Annotated in this window: 11 protein-coding genes; 3 read left to right on the top strand and 8 right to left on the bottom strand. The window is 70.6% G+C overall.

The genetic code is table 11. From position 1 onward, the window contains the following. The 3 genes from RMP09_RS05075 to RMP09_RS05065 form a co-directional block, all read right to left on the bottom strand. Positions 1-448, bottom strand: a 448-nt coding sequence (locus RMP09_RS05075) for a segregation/condensation protein A (RefSeq protein WP_310564916.1), incomplete at its 3' end; no start/stop codon positions are given. Positions 449-482: 34 nt separating this feature from the next. Beyond that, positions 483-695 (bottom strand): DUF3460 family protein, encoded by a 213-nt coding sequence (locus RMP09_RS05070; protein WP_310564915.1) that lies wholly within the window; start codon positions 693-695, stop codon positions 483-485. A gap of 67 nt (positions 696-762) precedes the next feature. Next, on the bottom strand, positions 763-2,406 hold the full coding sequence (locus tag RMP09_RS05065) for a SulP family inorganic anion transporter (protein ID WP_310564914.1): 1,644 nt from the start codon (positions 2,404-2,406) through the stop codon (positions 763-765). 100 nt (positions 2,407-2,506) lie between these two features. Here RMP09_RS05065 and bamE point away from each other — a divergent pair, with 100 nt between their 5' ends. Further along, the gene (gene bamE / locus RMP09_RS05060) at positions 2,507-3,025 is read left to right on the top strand and encodes an outer membrane protein assembly factor BamE (protein WP_310564913.1); all 519 of its coding nucleotides are present in this window, start codon (positions 2,507-2,509) and stop codon (positions 3,023-3,025) included. A 6-nt stretch (positions 3,026-3,031) separates the two neighbouring features. On the opposite strand, the gene RMP09_RS05055 is transcribed toward bamE, so the two are convergent. Together RMP09_RS05055 and metG are read right to left on the bottom strand one after the other, a co-directional pair. Then, the gene (locus RMP09_RS05055) at positions 3,032-3,772 is read right to left on the bottom strand and encodes a YoaK family protein (RefSeq protein ID WP_310564912.1); all 741 of its coding nucleotides are present in this window, start codon (positions 3,770-3,772) and stop codon (positions 3,032-3,034) included. A gap of 10 nt (positions 3,773-3,782) precedes the next feature. Then, entirely contained in the window at positions 3,783-5,837 is a 2,055-nt protein-coding gene (gene metG / locus RMP09_RS05050) for a methionine--tRNA ligase (RefSeq protein ID WP_310564911.1), read from the bottom strand. Positions 5,838-5,951: 114 nt separating this feature from the next. Between metG and apbC the strand changes: the two genes are divergently transcribed. Continuing rightward, the gene (apbC, locus tag RMP09_RS05045; RefSeq protein WP_310564910.1) at positions 5,952-7,043 is read left to right on the top strand and encodes an iron-sulfur cluster carrier protein ApbC; all 1,092 of its coding nucleotides are present in this window, start codon (positions 5,952-5,954) and stop codon (positions 7,041-7,043) included. Positions 7,044-7,058: 15 nt separating this feature from the next. Here the strand turns inward: apbC and RMP09_RS05040 are convergent, their stop codons facing one another. From RMP09_RS05040 to RMP09_RS05030, 3 genes are read right to left on the bottom strand one after another with little or no spacing between them, the layout of a single operon-like run. Next, positions 7,059-8,393, bottom strand: a complete 1,335-nt coding sequence (locus RMP09_RS05040; RefSeq protein ID WP_310564909.1) for a TolC family outer membrane protein — start codon at positions 8,391-8,393, stop codon at positions 7,059-7,061. Then, positions 8,390-9,748 (bottom strand): HlyD family type I secretion periplasmic adaptor subunit, encoded by a 1,359-nt coding sequence (locus RMP09_RS05035; RefSeq protein WP_310564908.1) that lies wholly within the window; start codon positions 9,746-9,748, stop codon positions 8,390-8,392. Before RMP09_RS05035 ends, RMP09_RS05040 begins: the two co-directional genes overlap by 4 nt. A 22-nt stretch (positions 9,749-9,770) precedes the next feature. After that, complete coding sequence (locus tag RMP09_RS05030) at positions 9,771-11,528, bottom strand: type I secretion system permease/ATPase (RefSeq protein ID WP_310564907.1); 1,758 nt, start codon at positions 11,526-11,528, stop codon at positions 9,771-9,773. 374 nt (positions 11,529-11,902) lie between these two features. Between RMP09_RS05030 and RMP09_RS05025 the strand changes: the two genes are divergently transcribed. Further along, a partial coding sequence (locus RMP09_RS05025; protein WP_310564906.1) for a hypothetical protein occupies positions 11,903-22,412 on the top strand: 10,510 nt, incomplete at its 3' end.

Below are 22,412 nucleotides of genomic sequence, written 5' to 3'. Positions count from 1 at the left end.
TCATCTGCTCGTATTCGAGCAGGCGGCGCACCAGCTCGGCGCGCGGGTCTTCGGCCTCTTCGCCTTCGGCCGTCTTCTTGGGCGGCAGCAGCATGCGCGACTTGATCTCGATCAGCATGGCCGCCATGAGCAGGTACTCGGCCGCCAGTTCCAGGTTGCTGGAGCGGATCTCGTCCACATAGCTCAGGTACTGGCGCGTCACCGCCGCCATCGGGATGTCGAGGATGTTGAAGTTCTGCTTGCGGATCAGGTAGAGCAGCAGGTCCAGCGGGCCTTCAAAGGCTTCGAGGAAGACCTGCAGCGCATCGGGCGGGATGTACAGGTCCCGCGGCATGGAGAACAGCGGCTCGCCGTACAGGCGGGCCAGCGCGACCTGGTCGACCACCGCTGGCAGCACGGCGTCCAGCCCCTCGGGGGCTTCGTCGAGCACAGGGGTGTCGGGAGTCATGCAGCGGTGCCGGGCGCGCGCGGGCCAGCAGCGATCAGTGCGGGTCGGGCAGGGTCTGGTAGACGTAGGCGCCCTGCGGCACGCGGGCGGACTCGGCCTGGCGCTGGAATTCGCGGTCGATGGTCTTGTCCCACAGCAAGGCGCGGCCCTGGCGCTGTTCGGCCTCCAGCTGGGGCTGGGCGGTCTTGAGCTGGTCGATGAACTGCGTCGCGTCAGACGCGTAGTGCGGGCGGGCGAAGAAGGACATGGCGGTCAGCGCTGGGTGTGTGAGGGAAAACGCGGATTTTACCGGGGCAGCGGCGGGCGCTCCCGGTTCACTCACCGTCGTGCAGTTTGGCGGCGAAGCCCGAGCGTTGCATCAGCGAGCGCGGCTGCTCGTTCAAACCCACCATGCGCAGGTGGCCGCCGCGCTTGTCGATGGCCTTGTGCAGCTGTTCCAGCGCGTCCAGCCCGGTGGTGTCCAGCGAGATCAGGTGGGTGGCTTCCAGCACCACGTTCACAGCGGTGGGGGACTGCTGGACGGCCGCCACGATGGGGTCGATCTTGGCCGCCGCCCCGAAGAACAGCGAGCCGTAGAGCCGGTAGGTGAGCTGCTGTCCGGTCTGTGCGAGCGGTTCGGCGCGGAAGATGTCGCTCTGGCGGCGCACGAACAGCACGCAGGCCAGCACCAGGCCCAGTTCCACGGCCACCGTGAGGTCGAAGACGATGGTGACCAGGAAGGTGGAGACCATCATCAGCCGGTAGTGGTTGCTGAAGTGTTTGAGCCGCCCGAATTCCCGCCACTCGCCCATGTTCCAGGCCACGAACAGCAGCACGCCGGCCAGCACCGCCAGCGGGATGTGCTGGGCCAGCGGCGCGGCCAGCAGCACCACGGCGCCCAGCGTGGCCGCGTGCACGATGCCGGCCACCGGTGACGCCCCCCCCGAACGGATGTTGGTCACCGTGCGGGCGATGGTGCCGGTGGCGGGCATGCCACCGAAGAAAGGCACCACGAAGTTGGCCACGCCCTGGGCCATCAGCTCCTGGTTGGGGTCGTGTTTGGGCGTGTCGCTGAGCTGGTCGGCCACCCGCGCGCACAGCAGCGATTCGATGGCGCCGAGCACGGCGATGGTGAGCGTGGGCGTGACCAGCTGCTTGACCGTGGCCCAGGTGAAGTCGGGCAGCTCGAACGCCGGCACGCCCTGCGGGATGCCGCCAAAGCGGGTGCCGATGGTCTCCACCGGCAGGCTCAGGGCCCAGGCCGCCAGCGACAGTGTGACCAGCGCCACCACCGGCGCCGGCAGGCGCGAGGTGGCCTTGAGCGCGCTCACGGTGTCGATCTGGTCGAGCTGGCGGCGGAACTGCGAGTCCACCGCCCACAGCCGGGGCCAGACGAACAGACCCAGCACGCACAGGGCACCGAGACCGAACGCATAGGGGTTGAAGCTGCCGATGTGGCTGGCGATGGTGCCGATCTGGCTGAAGAAGTCGCCCGGCATCTGGGCGATGTCCAGGCCCAGCCAGTCGCGCACCTGCGACAGTGCGATCAGCACCGCGATGCCGTTGGTGAAGCCGATCACCACGCTGACCGGCACGTAGCGCACCAGCGTGCCCAGCCGGAACAGGCCCAGCAGAAACAGCAGCACGCCCGCGCTGGCGGTGGCGATCATCAGGTTGGCCACGCCGTAGCGTTCGACGATGCCGTAGACGATGACGATGAAGGCGCCGGCCGGTCCGCCGATCTGCACCGAGGTGCCGCCCAGGGCCGAGATCAGGAAGCCCGCGATGATGGCCGTCCACAACCCGGCCTCGGGTTTGAGGCCGCTGGCGATGGCAAAGGCCATGGCCAGCGGCAGGGCGACGATGCCCACCGTGGCACCGGCGCCCACGTCCCGCGCCAGTTTTTCGCCGTTGTAGCCCCGCAGGTCCTGCAACAGACGCGGCCGGAACGGCGCCAGCGGGGGGAGGTTGTTCAGCATGGGCAAATGTTACCCCTCGCAACCTTTGCTCCGGCCGGGTGAGGCGGGCGCGCAGTGTGGCGCTTTACACTGATTTCTCCACAACCACACAGGGTGTCCCATGTTGAGTGTTCAGAAACCACTGGTGCGATGGGGGGCCGGGTGGCTGCTGGCCGTGGCAGGGCTGTTGACGGCGTGCGACCAGCAAGCCATCAGCGAACTGGAAGAGGGCGTGTCCACCGAGGCCGATGTGCGCCAGCGCTTCGGCGCGCCCGAAGCGGTGTGGGACGGGCCCGATGGCGCCCAGGTCTACGAATACAACCGCCAGCCCGCCGGCTACCAGAACTACCAGATCACCATCGGCGCCGACGGCAAGATGAGCGCGCTGCGCCAGGTGCTCACGCCGCGCAACTTTGCGCTGATCCAGCCTGGCATGGCCATGGAAGCGGTGCGCCGCACGCTGGGCAAGCCGATGAAGATCACGCCCTACGAACTGAAGAAGGAAATCCAGTACGACTGGCGCTACCACGACGGGCCGAACGAGAGCGACAGCAAGGTCTTCACCGTGGTGTTCGACCCCGACCTGCGGGTGGTCTCGACCATGTCGGTGCCCGACCCGGACCTGGAGCGCAACCGCTGAGCGGACTCAGGCGGTGCGCAGGCGGCGCCAGTCGTCCAGCGCCGGGCGCATCACCAGCAACAACAGCGTGATCGCCAGCGGCACCGTGCTGATGTAGCCCAGGTATTTGAAGCCCAGCGCGCCGGCGATGCCGCCGGACAGAAAGCTCAGCACCAGCTGCGCATGCACACGCAGGCGCTCGCGGTCGGCCCGCACCGGCTGCATGTCCGGGTGGCGGTTCACATAGAGCAGCTTGCCCAGCTCGATGCCCAGATCGGTGACCAGGCCGGTCACGTGCGTGGTGCGGATGCGCGCCTGCGAGATCTTGGTGATCACCGCGTTCTGCAGGCCCATGATGTAGCACAGCAGCACCACGGTGACCGGCAGGAACACGGTCTGCCACAGGCTCATGGCGGCACCGAAGATGCCGAACACCAGCAGCAGTGCCGCTTCGATCAGCAGGGGCAGGCCGTAGGCGCTGCGCAGGCGCAGCCGCATGCCCCAGTTCACCAGCCAAGCGGTGCTCATGGCGCCCAGCAGAAAGGCCAGCACGGCGACCAGGCCGGCCCCCGCCAGCACGAACTGGCCGAGCACCAGGTTGTCGGCCAGCGACGAGAGCATGCCCGTCATGTGCGAGGTGTACTGCCCCACGGCCAGGAAGCCGCCCGCGTTGGCCGCGCCGGCCACGAAGGCCAGGACGGTGCCCAGCTTCAGGTCGGCCTGCGGCGTGCGATGCAGGCTGGTGAAGCCGCGGATCGGGGCGAACATCGATGGCGGGTCAGTGGATGCGCATGCCCGGCTGGGCGCCGGGCCAGGGCTGCAGCACGAAGATGCCGGGCTGGGCCTTCTCGTCGGCGTGGCTGGCCGCCAGCACCATGCCTTCGGACACGCCGAACTTCATCTTGCGCGGCGCCAGGTTGGCCACCATCACGGTCAGCTTGCCCTCCAGGTCCTCGGGCTTGTACATGCTGGCGATGCCGCTGAACACGTTGCGCGTCTGGCCCTCGCCCACGTCCAGCGTCAGGCGCAGCAGCTTGGTCGAGCCTTCGACCGCTTCGCATTTGACGATCTGCGCGATGCGCAGGTCGACCTTGGCGAAGTCGTCGATGGAGATGGTCTCGGCGACCGGTTCGCCGCCCGGAACGGTCTTGGGTTCTTCCGGGGCCGGCGGCGGCTCGAACAGGGCGTCGAGCTGGGCGATGTCCACGCGCTGCATCAGGTGCTGGTAGGCCCCGATGCTGTGACCGGCGCCGAGCAGGCGGCCAGCGTCGGCGAAGGTGAGCGGCTCGACCTTGAGGAAGGCTTCCACGTTGGCGGCCAGCGCCGGCAGCACGGGCTTCAGGTACAGCGAGATCAGGCGGAAGGCTTCGATGCAGGTGGTGCACACGTCCTGCAGGCGGGCGTCCATGCCGTCCTGCTTGGCCAGTTCCCAGGGCTTGTTCTGGTCCACGTAGGCGTTCACCCGGTCGGCCAGCAGCATGATCTCGCGCAGCGCCTTGCCGTATTCGCGCTCGGCGTACAGCTCGGTCACCGTGGGGGCCAGGCTCTGCAGGTGGTCCAGCAGCGCGTCGCCGTCGGCCGAGACGGCCCCCAGCTGGCCGTTGAAGCGCTTGGCGATGAAGCCGGCCGCGCGCGAGGCGATGTTGATGTACTTGCCCACCAGGTCGCTGTTGACGCGCAGCATGAAGTCGTCGCGGTTGAAGTCCACGTCCTCGTTCTTGCCGCTGAGCTTGGCCGCCAGGTAGTAGCGCAGCCACTCGGGGTTCATGCCGAGTTCCAGGTACTTGAGCGGGTTCAGGCCGGTGCCCCGGCTCTTGCTCATCTTCTCGCCGTTGTTGATGGTGAGGAAGCCGTGCACGAACACCGCGTTGGGCACCTTGCGGCCGCTGAACTTGAGCATCGCGGGCCAGAACAGGGTGTGGAAGGTGATGATGTCCTTGCCGATGAAGTGGAACTGCTCGGTGGCCGGATCGGCCATGAAGGCCTCGTAGTCGCGGCCGGTCTTGCCGAAGTAGTTCTTGAGCGAAGCCAGGTAGCCGATCGGCGCGTCCAGCCAGACGTAGAAGTACTTGCCCGGCGCGTCGGGGATCTCGATGCCGAAATAGGGCGCGTCGCGGCTGATGTCCCAGTCGCCCATCTTGGGCTTGCCGTCTTCGCCGGGCTCGATCCATTCGCTGATCTTGTTGAGCACCTCAGGCTGCACCGCGCCGCTCTGGGTCCACTGGTCCAGGAAGGCCAGGCAGCGCGGGTCGGACAGCTTGAAGAAGAAGTGGTCGGAGTGCTTGAGCACCGGCGTGGCGCCGGACAGGGCCGAGTAGGGGTTCTTGAGCTCGGTGGGGGCGTAGACGGCGCCGCAGACCTCGCAGTTGTCGCCGTACTGGTCTTTCGCGCCGCACTTGGGGCATTCGCCCTTGATGAAGCGGTCGGGCAGGAACATGCCCTTGTCCGGGTCGTAGAACTGTTCGATGGTGCGGGTTTCGATCAGGTCGTTGGCCTTGAGGTCGCGGTAGACGGCCTGGGCCAGTTCGTGGTTCTCCGGGCCGTCGGTGCTGTGCCAGTTGTCAAAGCCGATGTGGAAGCCGTCCAGGTAGGGCTTGCGGCCGGCGGCGATGTCGGCCACGAATTGCTGTGGCGTCTTGCCGGCCTTTTCGGCCGCGATCATGATCGGCGCGCCGTGCGCGTCGTCGGCGCAGACGAAATGCACCTCATGCCCCTGCATGCGCTGGAAACGCACCCAGATGTCGGCCTGGATGTATTCCATGATGTGGCCGATGTGGAAATGCCCGTTGGCGTAGGGCAGGGCGGTGGTGACGAACAGGCGGCGCTGGCTCATGTCGAGAATCTTTCTGCAAGGGAACCCGCAATTTTAGGCGGGGCATGCCGACCCCGTTAGACTTCGGTCCGATTCTTCATACCCCCACCCCCCGTACCCCGGAGAGCCCCTTCCATGGCCGTCGATACCCAAGCGCTGCTTGCCGCCCTGCAGGCGGTCACCGATCCCAACACCGGCAAGGACTTCGTGTCCACCAAGGCCCTGAAGAACCTGCAGGCCGAGTACGGCGACGTGTCCTTCGACGTCGAGCTGGGTTACCCCGCCAAGAGCCAGATCCCGGCGCTGCGCCGCGCGCTCATCGAGGCCGCCAAGGCCGTGCCGGGCGTGGAGAACGTGTCGGTCAACCTCACGGTCAAGATCATCCCGCACGCGGTGCAGCGCGGTGTGCAGTTGCTGCCCAACGTGAAGAACATCATCGCCGTGGCCTCGGGCAAGGGCGGCGTGGGCAAGAGCACCACGGCCGTGAACCTGGCGCTGGCCCTGGCTGCCGAGGGTGCCAAGGTCGGCATCCTGGACGCCGACATCTACGGCCCCAGCCAGCCCATGATGATGGGCATCGAAGGCCGGCCCGAGAGCGTGGACGGCCAGACCATGGAGCCGCTGGAAAACTACGGCGTGCAGGTCATCTCCATCGGGTTCCTGGTGGACAAGGACGAGGCCATGATCTGGCGCGGCCCCATGGCCACGCAGGCGCTGGAGCAGCTGCTGCGCCAGACCAACTGGAAAGACCTCGACTACCTGATCGTCGACATGCCCCCGGGCACCGGCGACATCCAGCTCACGCTGAGCCAGCGCGTGCCCATGACCGGCGCGGTGATCGTGACCACGCCGCAGGACATCGCCCTGCTGGACGCGCGCAAGGGCATCAAGATGTTCGAGAAGGTGGGCGTGCCCATCCTGGGCATCGTCGAGAACATGGCGGTGTACTGCTGCCCGAACTGCGGCCACACCGAACACATCTTCGGCGCCGAAGGCGGCAAGAAGATGGCGGCCGAGTACGGCATGGACTTCCTGGGCGAGCTGCCGCTGAACATGAGCATCCGCGTGCAGGCCGACAGCGGCCGCCCGACCGTGGTGGCCGACCCGGAAGGCGAGATCGCCGGCATCTACAAGACGGTGGCGCGCCAGGTCGCGATCACGATCGCGGCCAAGGCCAAGGACTTCTCCAGCAAGTTCCCCAGCATCAAGATCTCCAAGGACACCTGAGCGGCGGTCTGCCCTTCAGGGCGCGTTGACGGCCACGAAGCGCCCGGCGGTCGCGCGCAGATCGTCTTCGTCCAGCACACCGGCCGCCAGGCGCAGGCGCAGCCCGGCCAGCAGGTGGGCCAGGCGGGACTGGGTCAGGTCGCGGCGGGCCTGCACCAGCTGGTCGCGGGCGTTGAGCACGTCCAGGTTGGTGCGCACACCGCCGGTCACGCTTTTCTGCGTCGCTTCGACCAGCAGCTGGCTGGACGCCACCGCCTGCTCCAGCGCGCGGATGCGCTGGGCGCTGCTGAGCTGCAGCCGGTGCTGGCGCTCCACTTCCACCACCACCTCGGCGGTGCGGGCGTCCAGCTCGGCCTGGGCACGGTCCTGCCGTGCCAGGGCCTGCCGCGACGCGGCCGACACCGCACCGCCCGCGTAGATCGGGATGTTGAGCTGGATGCCCAGCGCGTTGGCCTGCTGCGTCTGGCGGTAGGTGCTGACCGTGTCGGAGCTGCTGCGGCCGCTGCTGGCCACCAGGTCCAGCCGGGGCCGGTGGCCGCTGTCGGCGCGCCGCACCTCTTCGCCGCTGGCCTGCAGCTGCAGCCGCAGGTTGTGCAGCACGGGGTTCTGGTCGTGCGCCATGGCTTGCCACTGTTCCAGCGTGCGCACCGGCGCGGTCGCGGGTGTCATGGGGTCGATCAGGGGGGGCACCTCGCCCGGCGGCAGGCCGGTCAGGGCGGCGAGCAGGCGCCGCTGATGTTCCAGCGTGTCCTGCGCCTCGATCCACTGCGCCTGGGCCAGCTGCTGTTTGGCCACGGTTTCCAGCAGCTCGGTGCGGGTGCCTTCCCCGCCGCTGAGCAGGCGCTGGTTGACCAGCTGCTGCTGCGACAAGGTGTCCAGCTGGCGGCGTGTGAGCGCCACCTGTTCCTGCGCGTAGAGCACGGCGGCGTAGGCCTCGAACAGGCGCACCACCAGGTCTTGCTGGCGGGCGGCGAACTGGGCTTCGCCGGCGGCGGACAGGGCCTGCCCCTGGCGCCAGGCGGCCAGGCCCTCGGGGTGATATAGCGGCTGGCGCAGCTGCACGCTGGCGCTGGTGCTGCGGTACTGGCGCGTGCCCGTGGCGCCCGCCGCGTCGGTGAGATCGGTGTGGTTGAGGCTGTTGGCGTAGACCGCCGAGACCGAGGGCAGCAACTGGGCACGGCCCAGCACCGCCTGCTCGCGGCTGGCGTCGCGCTCGGCCTGCGCGGCGCGCAGCTGCGGGTCGTGCTGCCGCGCGGCCTCGTAGGCCTGCAGCAGGCCCAGCGGGGCGGCGTGCGCCGGCAGGCCGCAGGCCAGGGCGCAGACGATCAGCAGGCGGCGTGTGCGTTTCATTCTTCGGTCAGCGACAGGCGGAAGTTGTCGCGCAGCGGCTTGAGCAGGTAGGTCAGCAGCGTGCGTTCGCCGGTCTTGACGAACAGCTCCACCGGCATGCCGGGGCGCACGTCCAGGCGGCCCATGATCTGCCGGCCTTCGGGCGTGATCTCGGCGCGCAGGCGGTAGTAGGGAACGCCGGTCTTGGGGTCTTCCAGCCGGTCGGGCGAGACCTGGGTGACGACGCCCGGCACGCGCGGCGTGGTGTTCTGGTTGAAGGCCGAGAAGATGAGTTCGACCGGCAGCTGTGGGCGCACCGAATCGATCAGGTGCACCGGGATCTGGCCCTCGACGATCAGGGGTTCGTTCAGGGGCAGCACGTCCATCATGCGAAAGCCCGGGGCCACCACGCCACCGGCGGTGAAGATGTTCACGTCGGCCACGATGCCGTCCACCGGGGCCTTGACCACGGCGTTGGCCACCTCGTGGTCCAGGCCCTGCAGCCGGCTGCGCAGGGCTTCGGCTTCTTTCTGCACCTCGGCCAGCTGGGTGCGCACGTCTTTCTGGAAGTCCTGCTGGCGCTGCAGCTGGCGCAGGCGCAGCTCGGCGATCTGGCGCTGGCTGCGGCCGATCTGGCCGGTGGCCTCGGCCACCGCGGCCACCAGCTGGGCCTGGCTGCGTTCCATCTCCAGCAGGCGGTTGCGCGGCACGAAACCGTCGCGCGCCAGTTCGCGCAGGCCGTCCACCTGTTCCTTGAGCAGGCGCATCTGCAGCTGCTGGCCGTCCAGCGAGAGTTTCTGGCCGGTCTGCATCAGCTGCAGGCCGGCGATGTTTTCGTCGATGGCGGCCAGCTCGCTGCGCAGCGCGCTCTGGCGCGAGGCGAACAGCTGCTGCTGCACAGCGACTGCGGCGGCGGTGTGCGCCTGGCCGGCGGCGGCCTGCACTTCGGGCGGGAACACGATGGTGCTGCGGCCGTCGCGTTCGGCCAGCAGGCGCGCCTCGGTGCCCAGCGCGGCCAGGTACTGGGTGCGGGTGGTGTCGGCGTTGGCACGCGCCTGCACGCTGTTCATCTGCACCAGGGGCTGGCCGGCTTTCACGGTCTCGCCTTCTTTGACCAGGATGGCTTCGACCGTGCCGCCGCTCTGGTGCTGCACGGCCTTTTTGTTGCCGGCCACGGTGAGGGTGCCGCCCATGGGCACGCCCTGGTCCAGCGGGGCCACGGCGGCCCACAGCAGGAAGGCGCAGAGGCCGGCGATCACCAGCCACCAGCCCAGGCGCGCGTGGCGGCGCGCATCGGTCTGCACCGCAGGGGCTTCGGGTGCGGTGGGCGGGGCACTGGGCACGGCGCGCAGGTGGGGGTTGGGGGAGGGGCTCATGGCAGGGGTTCGAGGTGTTGCTTCAGGCCGCCAGGGCGTCGGGCGCCGGGTCGCTGGTGGGTGCGGCAGCCACCACCGGCTTGGCCGGCGGGCGGCTGGCGCGGGCCAGATCGGCCAGCACCTGCGGTGTGGGGCCGAAGGCCTGGGCCACGCCCTCGCGCAGCACCAGCAGGCGGGTGGTGGCGGCGATGGCGCTGCTGCGGTGGCTGATCACCACCACCGTCTTGCCGCGCTGGCGCAGGTCCTGCAAGGCGGCGGCCAGGGCCTGCTCGCCGGCGTCGTCGAGGTTGGAATTGGGTTCGTCGAGCACGACCAGGGCCGGGTCGCCGTAGAGCGCACGGGCCAGGCCCAGGCGCTGTTTCTGGCCGCCCGAGAGGCCTTCGCCACCATCGCGCAGCGGCGTGTCGTAGCCCTTGGGCAGGCGCAGCACCATGTCGTGCACGCCGGCGCGGCGCGCGGCCTCGATCACGCGTTCGGCGTCCACGGCGCCAAAGCGCGCGATGTTCTCGCCCACGGTGCCGGCGAAGAGTTCGATGTCCTGCGGCAGATAGCCCAGGTGGGGGCCGAGCTCGGCCTTGTTCCACTGGTAGACGTCGGCGCCATCGAGCCGCACGCTGCCGGCCGCCGCCGGCCACACGCCCACCAGCAGGCGCGCCAGGGTGGACTTGCCCGAGCCGCTGGGCCCGATGATGCCCAGCACCTCGCCGGCGGGCAGCTGCAGGCTGAGCTGGCGGATCACCGGTGTGGGACTGCCCGGGGGCGCAGCGACCACACCGTCGAGCGCCAGGTGGCCCTGTGGGGCGGGCAGCGACATGGTGTCGCGCCGCGGCGGGTGGGCGGCCAGCAGTTCGCTCAGGCGTTGCCAGGCGCTGCGGGTGGAGGCCCAGGTTTTCCACACGCCGATGAGCTGTTCCACCGGCGCGAGCGCGCGGCCCATGAGCACCGAGCCGACCATCATCATGCCGGGGGTGATGCGTCCTTCGAGCGCCAGCAGCGCGCCGACGCCCAGGATGAGTGACTGCAGCGCGGTGCGGAAGAACTTGGTGGTGGCCATCACGATGCCGGCCTTCTCGCTGGCGTCGGCCTGCAGTTGCAGGAAGCGGCTGTGCAACGCGAACCAGCGGTTCATCAGCGCCGGCAGCATGCCCATGGCTTCGATCACCTCGGCGTTGCGCAGGTTGTTGTTGGCCAGCTGGCCGGCGTTCACGGCCATGCTGTTGGCCTCGGCCAGCGGCTGGCGCGAGACGCGTTCGTTGGCCCAGGCCAGCACCACCAGCGTGGCCACGCCACACACGGCGAACACGCCCAGCACCCAGTCGAACAGGAAGATGACCACCAGGTAGATCGGGAACCAGGGTGCGTCGAAGAAGGCGAACACGCCCTGGCCGGTGATGAACTGGCGCACCGTGGTCAGGTCGGCCAGCGCCTGGCCGGCGTTGCCGCCGCCGCGCCGGAGGTTCTGTTCGAACGAGGCGGTGTAGATGCGCTGGTTGAGCTGCATGTCCAGCTGGGCGCCGACGCGCACCAGCATGAAGCTGCGCACGAACTCCAGCCCCGCCTGCAGCAGGAAGGCGCCCAGCACCATGAGCGTGAGCATGAGCAGCGTGGTCTCGTTCTGGCTGGTCATGACGCGGTCGTAGACCTGCAGCATGTACAGCGAGGGCACCAGCATCAGCAGGTTGATGACCGCGCTGAACACGCCGACGCTGCGAAAGGCCGAGCGGAACCCGGCCAGGGCCTGGCCGATGGGGTCGGTGGGCGATGTCAGTCGGGACAGCATGGGTGCAGGGCGTGGCTGGTGGTGGGAGGGCGGACAACGCAGGCGGGCCCGGGTGCCGTCGCCCGTTTGAGCGCTTGTGACCGATGTCACAAAAGTGCGCGCGGCGCCGCAGCCCGGAGGACCTTTGTCGTGCTGCATAGGTTGCCCGATGTGGTCCGCGCCAAACGCCGGAGCAGCGGGGGAAAGTGCCTGTTCTTCCCGCCATTGCGCAGGGGCCGGATTCCTAACATGCCTCAAGCCCCGGTGCCTCAAGTTGCTGCGCCGAAAGCCGATCCCATCAGAGTGGCCGGCTTTTGACCTTCCGATGGATGGTGTCCGGTCGATTGCCGAATCCCTGCATACGCGTGGCCCTGGCCCGCACTTAGGAGTGCCTCATGAGCATCATCACCGGTCTGTCCCCCGTGGAAATCGCAGCCCTGACCACCACCGACATCGCTGGATTGACCACGGCAGACGTTGCCGAATTCACCGTTGCTCAGATCCCGGCCCTCACCAGTGCCCAGATCCAGGCCTTGTCGGTGGGCAATGTCGCGGCTTTTTCGACCGTGCAGTTCCCGGCCCTCACCGCCGCTCAGATCGCGGCCATGACCGCCGGTCAGATCGCGGCGATCGAGGTGGCCGACATCGCGGTGATGACCAAGACCCAGGTGACCGCCATCGAGGCCGCCGACGCCGCTTCCCTGACCGCTGGTCAGATCGCCGCGCTGACCACCGCCCAGGCCAGCGGCCTGACCTCGGCCCAGCTGGCCGCCATGAGCAGCACCCAGATCCAGGCCATCGAAAGCCAGGACCTCGCGCAGCTGACCACGCTGGCCATCAAGGGCCTGGCCGCCGAAGACATCGCCGCGCTGTCGTCGGGGCAGGTCGGGGCCCTGACCTCGGCCCAGCTGGCGTCCTTGTCCGCCGTGCAGCTGGCCGCGCTGGCTGCGTCGGTGGTGGACGACCTGTCCACCACCGCCGTCAAGGGCCTGACCACCGCCCAGGTGGCGGCGCTGTCCTCGGACCAGATCGCGGCCCTGACCTCGGCCCAGCTCGGTGCGCTGAGCGTGGCGCAGATCGCGGCCATCGAAACCGCCGACGTGGACAACATCAGCGCCGCGGCGCTGCCGGGCTTGACCAGCACCCAGATCGCCGGGCTGACCAGCGCCCAGGTGACCAGCCTGACCACCACACAGATCGCCGCCCTGACGGCGGCCCAGGTCGGGGCCATCGCCACCGACGACCTCAAGCTGCTGAGCACCGCGCAGATCGATGCCCTGAGCTCCACCCAGGTCGCGGGTCTGAAGGGCACACAGCTCGCCCAGTTGTCCACAGCGCAGCTGGCCGCGCTGGGCACCGACGTCGCTGGCATCGCCACCGGCGCCATCTCGGGCCTGACCACGGCCCAGATCGTGGCCCTGTCCACCGACCAGGCCGCCGCGCTGACCTCGGCACAGCTGGCCAAGCTGACCGCAACCCAGCTGGCCGCCGTGCAGACCGTTGACCTGGTCCAGATCACCACCGACGCCTTGCCCGGCCTGAGCGCGACCCAGATCGCCGCGCTCACCACCGCCCAGGTGGCCGCCCTGACCACGGGCCAGATCGCCGCGCTGAGCAATGCCCAGATCGCGGCCATCGCCGTCGATGACATCAAGAAGCTCAGCAACGCGCAGATCGCCGCCTTGAGCGGTGCACAGGCCGGGGCCCTGACCTCCGGCCAGATCGCAGCCCTGAGCACGGCCCAGGTCGCGGCCATCGAGTCGGCCGACTTCGGCAACCTGTCCACCAGCGCCGTCAAGGGCCTGAGCACGGCGCAGGTGGTGGCACTGACCACCGCCCAGGCGGCCGCGCTGACGGCCGCCCAGGTGGCCGCGCTGTCGCCGGTGCAGATGGCAGCCATGGCCACCAACGACCTGCAGCAACTGGGCACGGACCAGATCGTGGCACTGACCACGGCGCAGGCCGCGGCGCTGAAGTCGAACCAGCTGGCCGCGCTGAGCACCACCCAGGTGGCCGCGCTCGAAACCGCCGACCTTGCCGCCCTGACCGCCACCGCGGTCAAGGGCCTGACCACCGCCCAGGTGGCCGCGCTGACCGCCAGCCAGGTGGGGGCGCTGACCTCGGCCCAGATCGCCGCCCTGGCCACGGCCCAGATCGCCGCCATCTCCACCGACATCGCCAGCCTGGGCACCGCCGCCGTCAAGGGCCTGACCACCGCCCAGGTGGTGGCCCTGAGCACCGCCCAGGTGGCCGCGCTCACCCCCGCCCAGATCGCGGCCCTCACGCCCGCCCAGGTGGCGGCCATCGCCACCAACGACATCACCCAGCTGGACGCGACCCAGATCGCCGCGCTGACCACGGCGCAGGCCGCCGCCATCACGCTGGCCCAGCTCAAATTGCTGAGCACCACCCAGCTGGCCGCGCTGGAAACCGCCGACGTGGGCGCCCTCAGCGCCGCGGCGCTCAAAGGCGTCAGCACCGCCCAGGTGGCCGCCCTGTCGGCCGGCCAGGTCGCCGCACTCACCTCGACGCAGCTCGCGGCCCTGAGCACCACGCAGATCGGCGCCATCGAAGCGGCCGACGTGCCCAGCATTTCGACCAGCGCCATCAAGGGCCTGACCACCGCCCAGGTGGTGGCCCTGACCACCGCCCAGGTGGCCGCGCTGACGACCGGCCAGGTGGCCAGCCTGACGCCGGTGCAGGTGGCGGCGCTCGCCACCAACGACATCCAGCAACTGGCGGCGGACCGCATCGCGGCCCTGACCACGGCCCAGGCCGGTGCCCTGACCTCGGCCCAGCTGGCCGCGTTGAGCACCGCCCAGGTGGCCGCGCTGGAAACGGCCGATGTGGCCAAACTCAGCCTCGGGGCCCTCAAAGGCCTGAGCACCGCCCAGGTGGACGCGCTGAGCACGGCCCAGCTTGCGGCCCTGACCTCGGCCCAGCTGGGTGCCCTGAGCGCAACCCAGATCGCTGCCATCTCCACCGACATCGCCAGCCTGAGCGACGCCTCCCTGCAGGGCCTGACCACGGCGCAGATCGTGGGCCTGACCACCACGCAGGTGGCGGCCCTGTCGCCGGCGCAGATCGCCGCGCTCAAGCCGACCCAGATCGCCGCCATGGCCACCGACGACCTGGCTGCGCTGAGCACCGCCCAGATCGTGGCCCTGACCACCGCCCAGGCCGGCGCCCTGACCTCGGCCCAGGTGGCCAAGCTGACCACCACCCAGGTGGCTGCGCTGGAAGACGCCGACCTGGCCAAGCTGACGGCCACCGCCGTCAAGGGGCTGACCACGGCCCAGATCGATGCCCTGACCACGACCCAGCTGCAGGCCCTGACCTCGGCCCAGCTGGCCGCCCTCAGCGGCGCCCAGATCGGCGCCATGTCGGCCGACATCGCCAGCCTGAGCCCGTCGGCACTGGCCGGTCTGAGCACGGCCCAGATCGTGGGGCTGACCACGGCGCAGATCGCCGCCCTGAGCCCGGCCCAGATCGCGGCTTTCTCCACCGCCCAGATCGCCGCCATGGAGGCGGCGGATGTGGGGGCGATGAGCACCGCCCAGATCGCCGCCCTGACCACCGCGCAGGCGGCCGCCCTCAAGTCCACCCAGATCGCCGCCCTGACCACCGCGCAGGTGGCCGCCATCGAAGCGGCCGATGTGGCCAAACTCAGCGTCAGCGCCGTCAAGGGCCTGGGCGCTGACGACATGACCGCCCTCACCGCCGCCCAGGTGGCCGAACTGAGCGCGGCCCAGCTCGCCGCCCTGAGCGCGGCCCAGGTGGCCGGCCTCTCGACCGACATCGCCAGTCTGACCACCGCTGCGCTGCAGGGCATGACCACCGCGCAGGTGGTGGGGATTTCCTCTGCCCAGGCCGCTGCGCTGACCACCGCGCAGATCGCCGCCCTGACCACGGCCCAGGTGGCCGTCCTGGCCACCGACGACGTGCAGGCCCTGAGCGCCGGCCAGATCGCCGCCCTCACCACCGCGCAGGCCGCCGCGCTCAAGTCCGCCCAGCTCGCCGCGCTGAGCACCACCCAGGTGGCGGCCATCGAGATCGCCGACCTGGCCAAGGTGGCGCCCGCCACACTCAAGGGCCTGACCACCGCGCAGGCCGCCGCCCTCACGGGTGCCCAGGTCGGTGTGCTGACCTCGGCCCAGGTGGCCGCGCTGAACACCGCCCAGGTGGCCGCCCTGTCCACCGACATCGCCAGCCTGAGCACCGACGCCATCAAGGGCCTGAGTTCGGCCCAGCTGGTGGCCCTGACCACGGCGCAAGCCGCCGCGCTGAGCGCCGACCAGATTGCGGCCCTGTCCACCGCCCAGGTGGGCGCGCTGGCCACCGACGACCTGCAGGCCCTGAGCGCCGGCCAGATCGCCGCGCTGACGACCACGCAGGCCGCCGCCCTCAAGTCCAACCAGGTCGCGGCCCTGACGACCACGCAGGTCGCGGCGCTGGAAAACGCCGACCTGGCCAAGCTGTCCAGCGCCGCCGTCAAGGCGCTGACCACCGCACAGCTGCAAGCCCTGTCCGGCAGCCAGGTTGGGGCGCTGACCTCGACCCAGATCGCCTCGCTGAGCACCGCGCAGCTGGCGGCCATCGAATCGGCCGACATGGCCAGCCTGAGCGCCAGCGCCATCGTGGGCCTGACCACCGCCCAGGTGGTGGCCCTGAGCACGGCCCAGGTGAGCGCGCTGGGCACCGCAGCCGTGGCCGCGCTGACCAGTGCCCAGACCAAGGCCCTGCAAACCGTCGACGTGGCAGCCCTGACGGCCGACCAGGTGGGCGCCCTGAACTACGTGCAGATCGGTGCCCTGAGCACCGCGCAGATCGCGGCGCTGACCACCCCGCTGAGCGCCGACCAGCAGGCCATCCGCCTGGTGACGCAATGGACGGCCGCCCAGGTGGCCGCCAAGACGACGGCCGAGATCGCCGCCCTGACCTCGGTGCAGGCCTCGGCCCTCTCGCCGGTGCAGATCGCGGCCATGAGCACCAAACAGATCCAGGCGCTGGAGACGGTTGACCTGGCCCAGCTGGCGACCCAGACCGTCGCCGGCCTGAGCACCGCCCAGGTGCGTGCGCTGACGCTGGCCCAGGTGGCCGCGCTCACGCCCACCCAGGTCGCGGCCATGCAGACCGCCGACATCAACGCCCTGACCACCACCCAGATCCAGACCCTGAGCGCCGCCCAGGTGGGCGCGCTGACCGCTGCGCAGATCAGGGCGCTGGGCACCGACGACATCCGCACCCTGAGCCTGGACCAGGTCGGTGCGCTGACGGCCGACCAGGTCGCCGCCATGAATTCCACCCAGGTCGCAGGCCTCTCGCCCACCCAGTTCGCGGCGCTCACGCCCAGCGAAGTGGCGGGCCTGTCCACGGCCGTGATCCCGGCGCTGAGCAACGCGCAGATCGCGGCGCTGACCACGGCCCAGGCGGCCGCCCTGACGGCGGCCCAGGTCGCCAAGATCGGCACCGCCCAGCTGGCGCTGATGGAAAACGCCGACCTGGCCAGCCTCTCGACCACCGCCGTCGCGGCCCTCACTTCGGTCCAGATCGCGGCCCTGACCACGGCCCAGGTGCCGGCGCTGACCACCGGCCAGATCGCCGCGCTGACCACGGCCCAGGTCAAAGCCCTGCAGACGGTGGACCTGGCCCGCCTGAGCACGGCCCAGATCGCCGCCCTGACCGGCGCGCAGACCTCCGCCCTGACCACCGCCCAGGTGGCCGCGTTGTCCACCGCCCAGCTGGTGGCGCTGGACCCGGCCGACGTGGCCCAGCTGTCCACCGCCGCCATCGTGGCCCTGAGCACCGAACAGGTCAGCCGGCTCACGCCGGCCCAGGTGGCCGCGCTGACCACGGCCCAGGTGCGGGCCATCGCCACCAACGACCTGTCCGCGCTCACGACCGGCCAGATCCAGGCCCTGAGCGCCGGCCAGCTCGGCGCGCTCAGCACGGCCCAGCTCAAGCTGTTGACTGCCAGCCAGATCGCCGCCATCGATGCGGCCGATGTGGGCGCCCTGCCCACCACCAGCATCGCCGCGCTGACCACGGCCCAGGTGCGTGCCCTCACGCCCACCCAGATGGCCGCCCTGACCAGCGCCCAGGCGCCCAAGCTGACGACGGCCCAGATCGCGGCCATCGAAACGGTCGACCTGGTGCAGCTGTCGGCCAGCGCCCTGGGCAGCCTGGGCACGGCCCAGGTACAGGCCCTGACCGCCAGCCAGGTGATGGCCCTGACCACCGCCCAGATCGCCGCGCTGAGCGCGACGCAGGTGGCGGCGCTGGACGGCAGCGACTTCGCGCTGCTCTCGGCCAGCCAGCTGGCCCACCTGGACCCGACCGTGATCCCGACGCTCAAGACCGCCCAGATCGCGGCCCTGACGACGGCGCAGATCGGTGCCCTGTCCACCGCCCAGATCCAGGCCCTGACCACCACGCAGATCCAGGCCCTGACCACTGCCCAGGTGCGTGCGCTGCCCGAGGACAGTCTGGTCAAGCTCACCACCGCGCAGATCCGTGCGCTGGAGTCGGCCGACCTGCGCGCCCTGACCACGGCGCAGATCCAGGCGCTGACCACCGCCCAGGTGGCCGCGCTCAGCGCCGCCCAGATCGCGCAGCTGACCAATGCCCAGGTGGCCGCCATCGAGGGCGATGACCTGGACGGCATCGCCACCGACGTCATCACCGCCCTGACCACCGCCCAGGTGCCGGTCCTGACCAGCGGCCAGATGGCGGCCCTGACCTCGGCCCAGATCGACGCCCTGACCACCGCCCAGATGGCGGCGCTGACGGGGGCCCAGATCGCGGCCATCGAAACCGCCGACCTGGCCGCCTTCGACACCACCACCATGGCCAAGCTGAGCACCGCCCAGGTGCAGGCCCTGACCACCGCCCAGGTGGGCGCGCTCACGGCCGAGCAGCTGCTGGCCCTGACCTCCACACAGTTCGCCGCGCTGACGGCGGCCCAGGTGGGCGCCATCGAAACCGCCGACCTGGCCGACCTGCCCACCACCACCATCGGCCGCCTGACGGCGCTGCAGGTGGCCGGGCTGAGCACCGCGCAGATGCGCGCCCTGAGCACCGAGCAGGTGGCCGCGCTGTCCACCGCCGCGGTCGCCGCGCTGGGCACGGCCCAGGTGCAGGCCCTCGCACCCGAGCAGGTGTCGCAGCTGAGCACCGCACAGGTCGCCGCGCTGAGTGCGACCCAGATCGCTGCGCTGGACGTGGAAGACCTGGCCGTGATCGACGCGGGCACCTTCGACGGCCTCACCGCCGCCCAGATCGGCGGCCTGACCCTGGCCCAGGTGCAAGGCATCACCACCGACCAGGCGGCCGTGCTGACGACCGCCCAGGTGGCCGCGCTGAGCACGCTGCAACTCTCGGCCCTGGAGACGACGGATCTGCGCGAGCTGTCCACCGCCGCCATCGCCGCGCTGTCCACCGCGCAGGCCGCAGCGCTCAACGTCGGCCAGGTGGCCGCGCTGACGCCGACCCAGATCGCCGCGCTGGAGACCGCCGACCTCGCCGCCATGACCACCGCGCAGTTCGCGGCGCTGGGCAGCGACCAGGTGGGTGCCCTGAGCACCGCCCAGGTGGCCGCCGTGACCACCGCGCAGCTGGCGTCCATCAACCCCGACGCGCTGACCGCCCTGAGCACCGGCGCCTTTGCCCAGCTGTCCTCGGCCCAGATCGCCGCCCTGACCAACGCCCAGATCGCCGGCCTCAACCCCTACCAGGTGGGCACCCTCTCGGTCGCGCAGGCCGCACACCTGGGCACCGCCCAGATCCGTGCCATCGAAACCGCCGACCTGTCCGCCCTGACCACCGCGGTGGTGCAGTCGCTGGCCACCGCCCAGGTGGCCGCGCTGACCAACGCCCAGGTCCAGGCCCTGTCCACCGACCAGGCGGCCGTGCTGACGTCCGCCCAGGTGGGCGCGCTGAGCACCTCGCAAGTGGCGGCCCTGGAAACGGCCGACCTCGTCAGCCTCAGCGCCGCCGCGCTGGCCGGTCTGGGCACCGACGACATCGTCGCGCTGACCACCGACCAGGCCGCCGCCCTCACCGCGGCCCAGGCCGATGCCCTGAGCACCGCCCAGGTGGCCGCGCTGGAAACGCGCGACCTGCGCCTGCTGTCCACCGCCGCCATCGCGGCACTGGACGCCGCGCAACTGACCGCGCTGAGCGACGAGCAGCTCGCCACGCTGACCACCGCCCAGGTGCGCGCCATTGAGGTGGCCGACCTGCAGGCCCTGGCCAACGCCGACCTCACGGCGCTGACCTCGGCCCAGATCGCGGCGCTGAGTTCCGAACAGTTCAGCGGCCTGACCGCCGGGCAGATCGCCGCCATCGACGCGGCCGACCTGCAAGGCGTGTCCACCGCCGTGCTGGCCCAGATGACCACCACCCAGGTGCAGGCGCTCACGCCGGCCCAGGTCACCGCGCTGAGCGCCAGCCAGCTCAACGCCCTGAGCAGCACCCAGCTGAACGCGCTGACGGCCGGCCAGGTGGCCGCCATCGACACCGCCGACATCGCCGCGCTGACCACCGCCAAGGTGGCCGCCCTGTCCACCGACGTGGTGGCCGCGCTGACCACCGCCCAGGTGGCCGCGCTCGACGCCGGCCAGGTGGCCGCGCTCAAGCCGGCCCAGATCACGGCCATCGAGATCGCCGACATCCCGGCCCTGGCCCCCGCCCGCATCGCGGGCCTGAGCACGGCCCAGCTGGCCGCGCTCACGCCGGCGCAGATCGCCGCGCTGGGCACCGCCCAGCTGGCCGCCCTCACCGTGAGCCAGGTGGCCGCGCTGAGCCCGGCGCAGCTGGCCGCCATTGAAGTGGCCGACCTGCCGTCGATGACGGTGTCGCAGATCGCGGCGCTGAGCACGGCCCAGATCGGCCAGTTCACGACCACCCAGATCGCCGCGCTGACCACGGGCCAGATCCAGGCCATCGAGACCGCCGACCTGGTGCAGCTGAGCAACGCCCAGCTGGTCGCCCTGACCTCCGACCAGGTCGCGGCCCTGACCACGGACCAGCTGGCCGCGCTCACGCCGGCCAAGATCGCGCTGTTCGACGCCGCCGACGTGACCGCCATGAGCGTGGCCCAGCTGCAGTCGCTGAGCACCGCGCAGATCCGCGCCCTGACGCCGGCCCAGATCGCCGCCCTGACCAGCACCCAGCTCAACGGCCTGGAATCGGCCGACCTGGTGGCGCTGACGACCGAGCAGATCCAGGCCCTGGGCACCGCCCAGGTGGCCGCGCTGACGGCCGCCAACGTGGCGCGCCTGACCGCGGCCCAGATCGCCGCGATGGAAACCGCCGACCTGGCCGCGCTGACGACCGAGCAGATCGCCGCGCTGACCACGGCGCAGTTCCGCGCCCTGAGCACGGCCCAGATCGACAAGCTCACGACCACCCAGGTGGCGGCCATCGAGGCGGCCGACCTGGCCACGCTGAGCACCGGCCAGATCGAGGCCATGACCGCGGCCCAGCTGCAGGCCCTGACGCCGGCCCAGATCGCGGCCCTCACAGCGGCCCAGCTGCAGGCCATCCAGACGGCCGACCTGGTCACGCTGAGCACCGCCCAGATCGCCGCGCTGACCACGGCCCAGATCGATGACCTGAACACCACGCAGATCGCCGCGCTGACCACCACGCAGCTCGCCGCCATTGAAACGGCCGACGTGGCCAAGCTGACGACGGCGCAGATCGTGGCCCTGACCACGGCCCAGATCGACGACCTGAGCACCGCCCAGGTGGCCGCGCTGACCACCACCCAGCTGCAGGCGCTGGAAGACGAAGACCTGGTGCGCCTGACGACCGATCAGATCGCCGCGCTCTCGGGCAGCCAGCTCGCCGGGCTGACCACCCGCCAGATCGAGCTGCTGACCACCGCGCAGGTGGCCGCCATTGAGACGACCGACATCGACGAGCTGACCACCGCCCAGATCGTGGCGCTGAGCAGCGGCCAGGTCGAGAAGCTGACCACCGCCCAGATCGCCGCGCTGACCACCGCGCAGCTGGTGGCGCTGGAAGACATCGACGTGCCCGCGCTGACCACGGCCCAGATCGCCGCGCTGACCACCACCCAGATCAGCAAGCTCACCGCCGACCAGCTGGTGCGCCTGTCGGGCAGCCAGATCGCCGCGATCGAGACCGCCGATCTGGTCAAGCTCACCTCGGCCCAGATCGACGCGCTGAGCGTGGCGCAGATCGGGCAGCTGAGCACCGACCAGGTGCCGGCGCTGACGACCGAGCAGCTGGGCTGGCTGGGCACGGCCGACGTGGCCGGCCTGGGCACCGCCCAGGTCCAGGCCCTGACCACGGCACAGGTGCAGGCGCTGAGCGCCGGCCAGCTGGCCGCGCTGACGCCGACCCAGATCGCCGCGCTGACCAGCACCCAGCTGGGCGCGCTCACCGTGGGCCAGCTGCCCTCGCTGACCACGGCGCAGATCCAGGCCATCGAAGTGGGCGACCTGCCCCTGATGACCACGGCCCAGATCGTCGCCCTGACCACCGAGCAGGCCGCTGCCCTGACCGTGGGTCAGGTTGCCGTGCTGACCACCGCGCAGGTGGCCGCCATCGAAACGGCCGACCTGGCCGCCATGGGCACGGCCCAGATCGCCGCCCTGACCACGGCCCAGGCCCGCGCGCTGACCGTGGGCCAGATCGCGGCCCTGACCACCGGCCAGATCGCCGCCATCGAGACGGCCGACGTGGCCGCGCTGACCTCGGCGCAGCTGCAGGCCATTGAAGTGGGCGATGTCCCGTCACTCACGACGGCGCAGATCGCGGCGCTGGGCACGGCGCAGATCGACAAGCTCACCACCGGCCAGGTGGCCGCGCTGACCACCGACCAGATCCAGGCCATCGAAGTGGGCGACCTGCCCCTGATGACCACGGCCCAGATCG

Origin of the sequence: Hydrogenophaga sp. (assembly GCF_031426985.1) — a bacterium.
In the GTDB taxonomy this organism is placed as follows: Bacteria; Pseudomonadota; Gammaproteobacteria; order Burkholderiales; family Burkholderiaceae_C; genus Hydrogenophaga.
Note: the sequence above shows the minus strand (reverse complement) of the source record. Positions and strands in the feature narration are given on the sequence as shown.

Bases quoted from the DNA above. Each gene is read 5' to 3' on its own strand.
- RMP09_RS05070 (WP_310564915.1), bottom strand. From the start codon at position 695: ATGTCCTTCTTCGCCCGCCCGCACTACGCGTCTGACGCGACGCAGTTC.
- RMP09_RS05065 (WP_310564914.1), bottom strand. From the start codon at position 2,406: ATGCTGAACAACCTCCCCCCGCTGGCGCCGTTCCGGCCGCGTCTGTTG.
- bamE (WP_310564913.1), top strand. From the start codon at position 2,507: ATGTTGAGTGTTCAGAAACCACTGGTGCGATGGGGGGCCGGGTGGCTG.
- RMP09_RS05055 (WP_310564912.1), bottom strand. From the start codon at position 3,772: ATGTTCGCCCCGATCCGCGGCTTCACCAGCCTGCATCGCACGCCGCAG.
- metG (WP_310564911.1), bottom strand. From the start codon at position 5,837: ATGAGCCAGCGCCGCCTGTTCGTCACCACCGCCCTGCCCTACGCCAAC.
- apbC (WP_310564910.1), top strand. From the start codon at position 5,952: ATGGCCGTCGATACCCAAGCGCTGCTTGCCGCCCTGCAGGCGGTCACC.
- RMP09_RS05040 (WP_310564909.1), bottom strand. From the start codon at position 8,393: ATGAAACGCACACGCCGCCTGCTGATCGTCTGCGCCCTGGCCTGCGGC.
- RMP09_RS05035 (WP_310564908.1), bottom strand. From the start codon at position 9,748: ATGAGCCCCTCCCCCAACCCCCACCTGCGCGCCGTGCCCAGTGCCCCG.
- RMP09_RS05030 (WP_310564907.1), bottom strand. From the start codon at position 11,528: ATGCTGTCCCGACTGACATCGCCCACCGACCCCATCGGCCAGGCCCTG.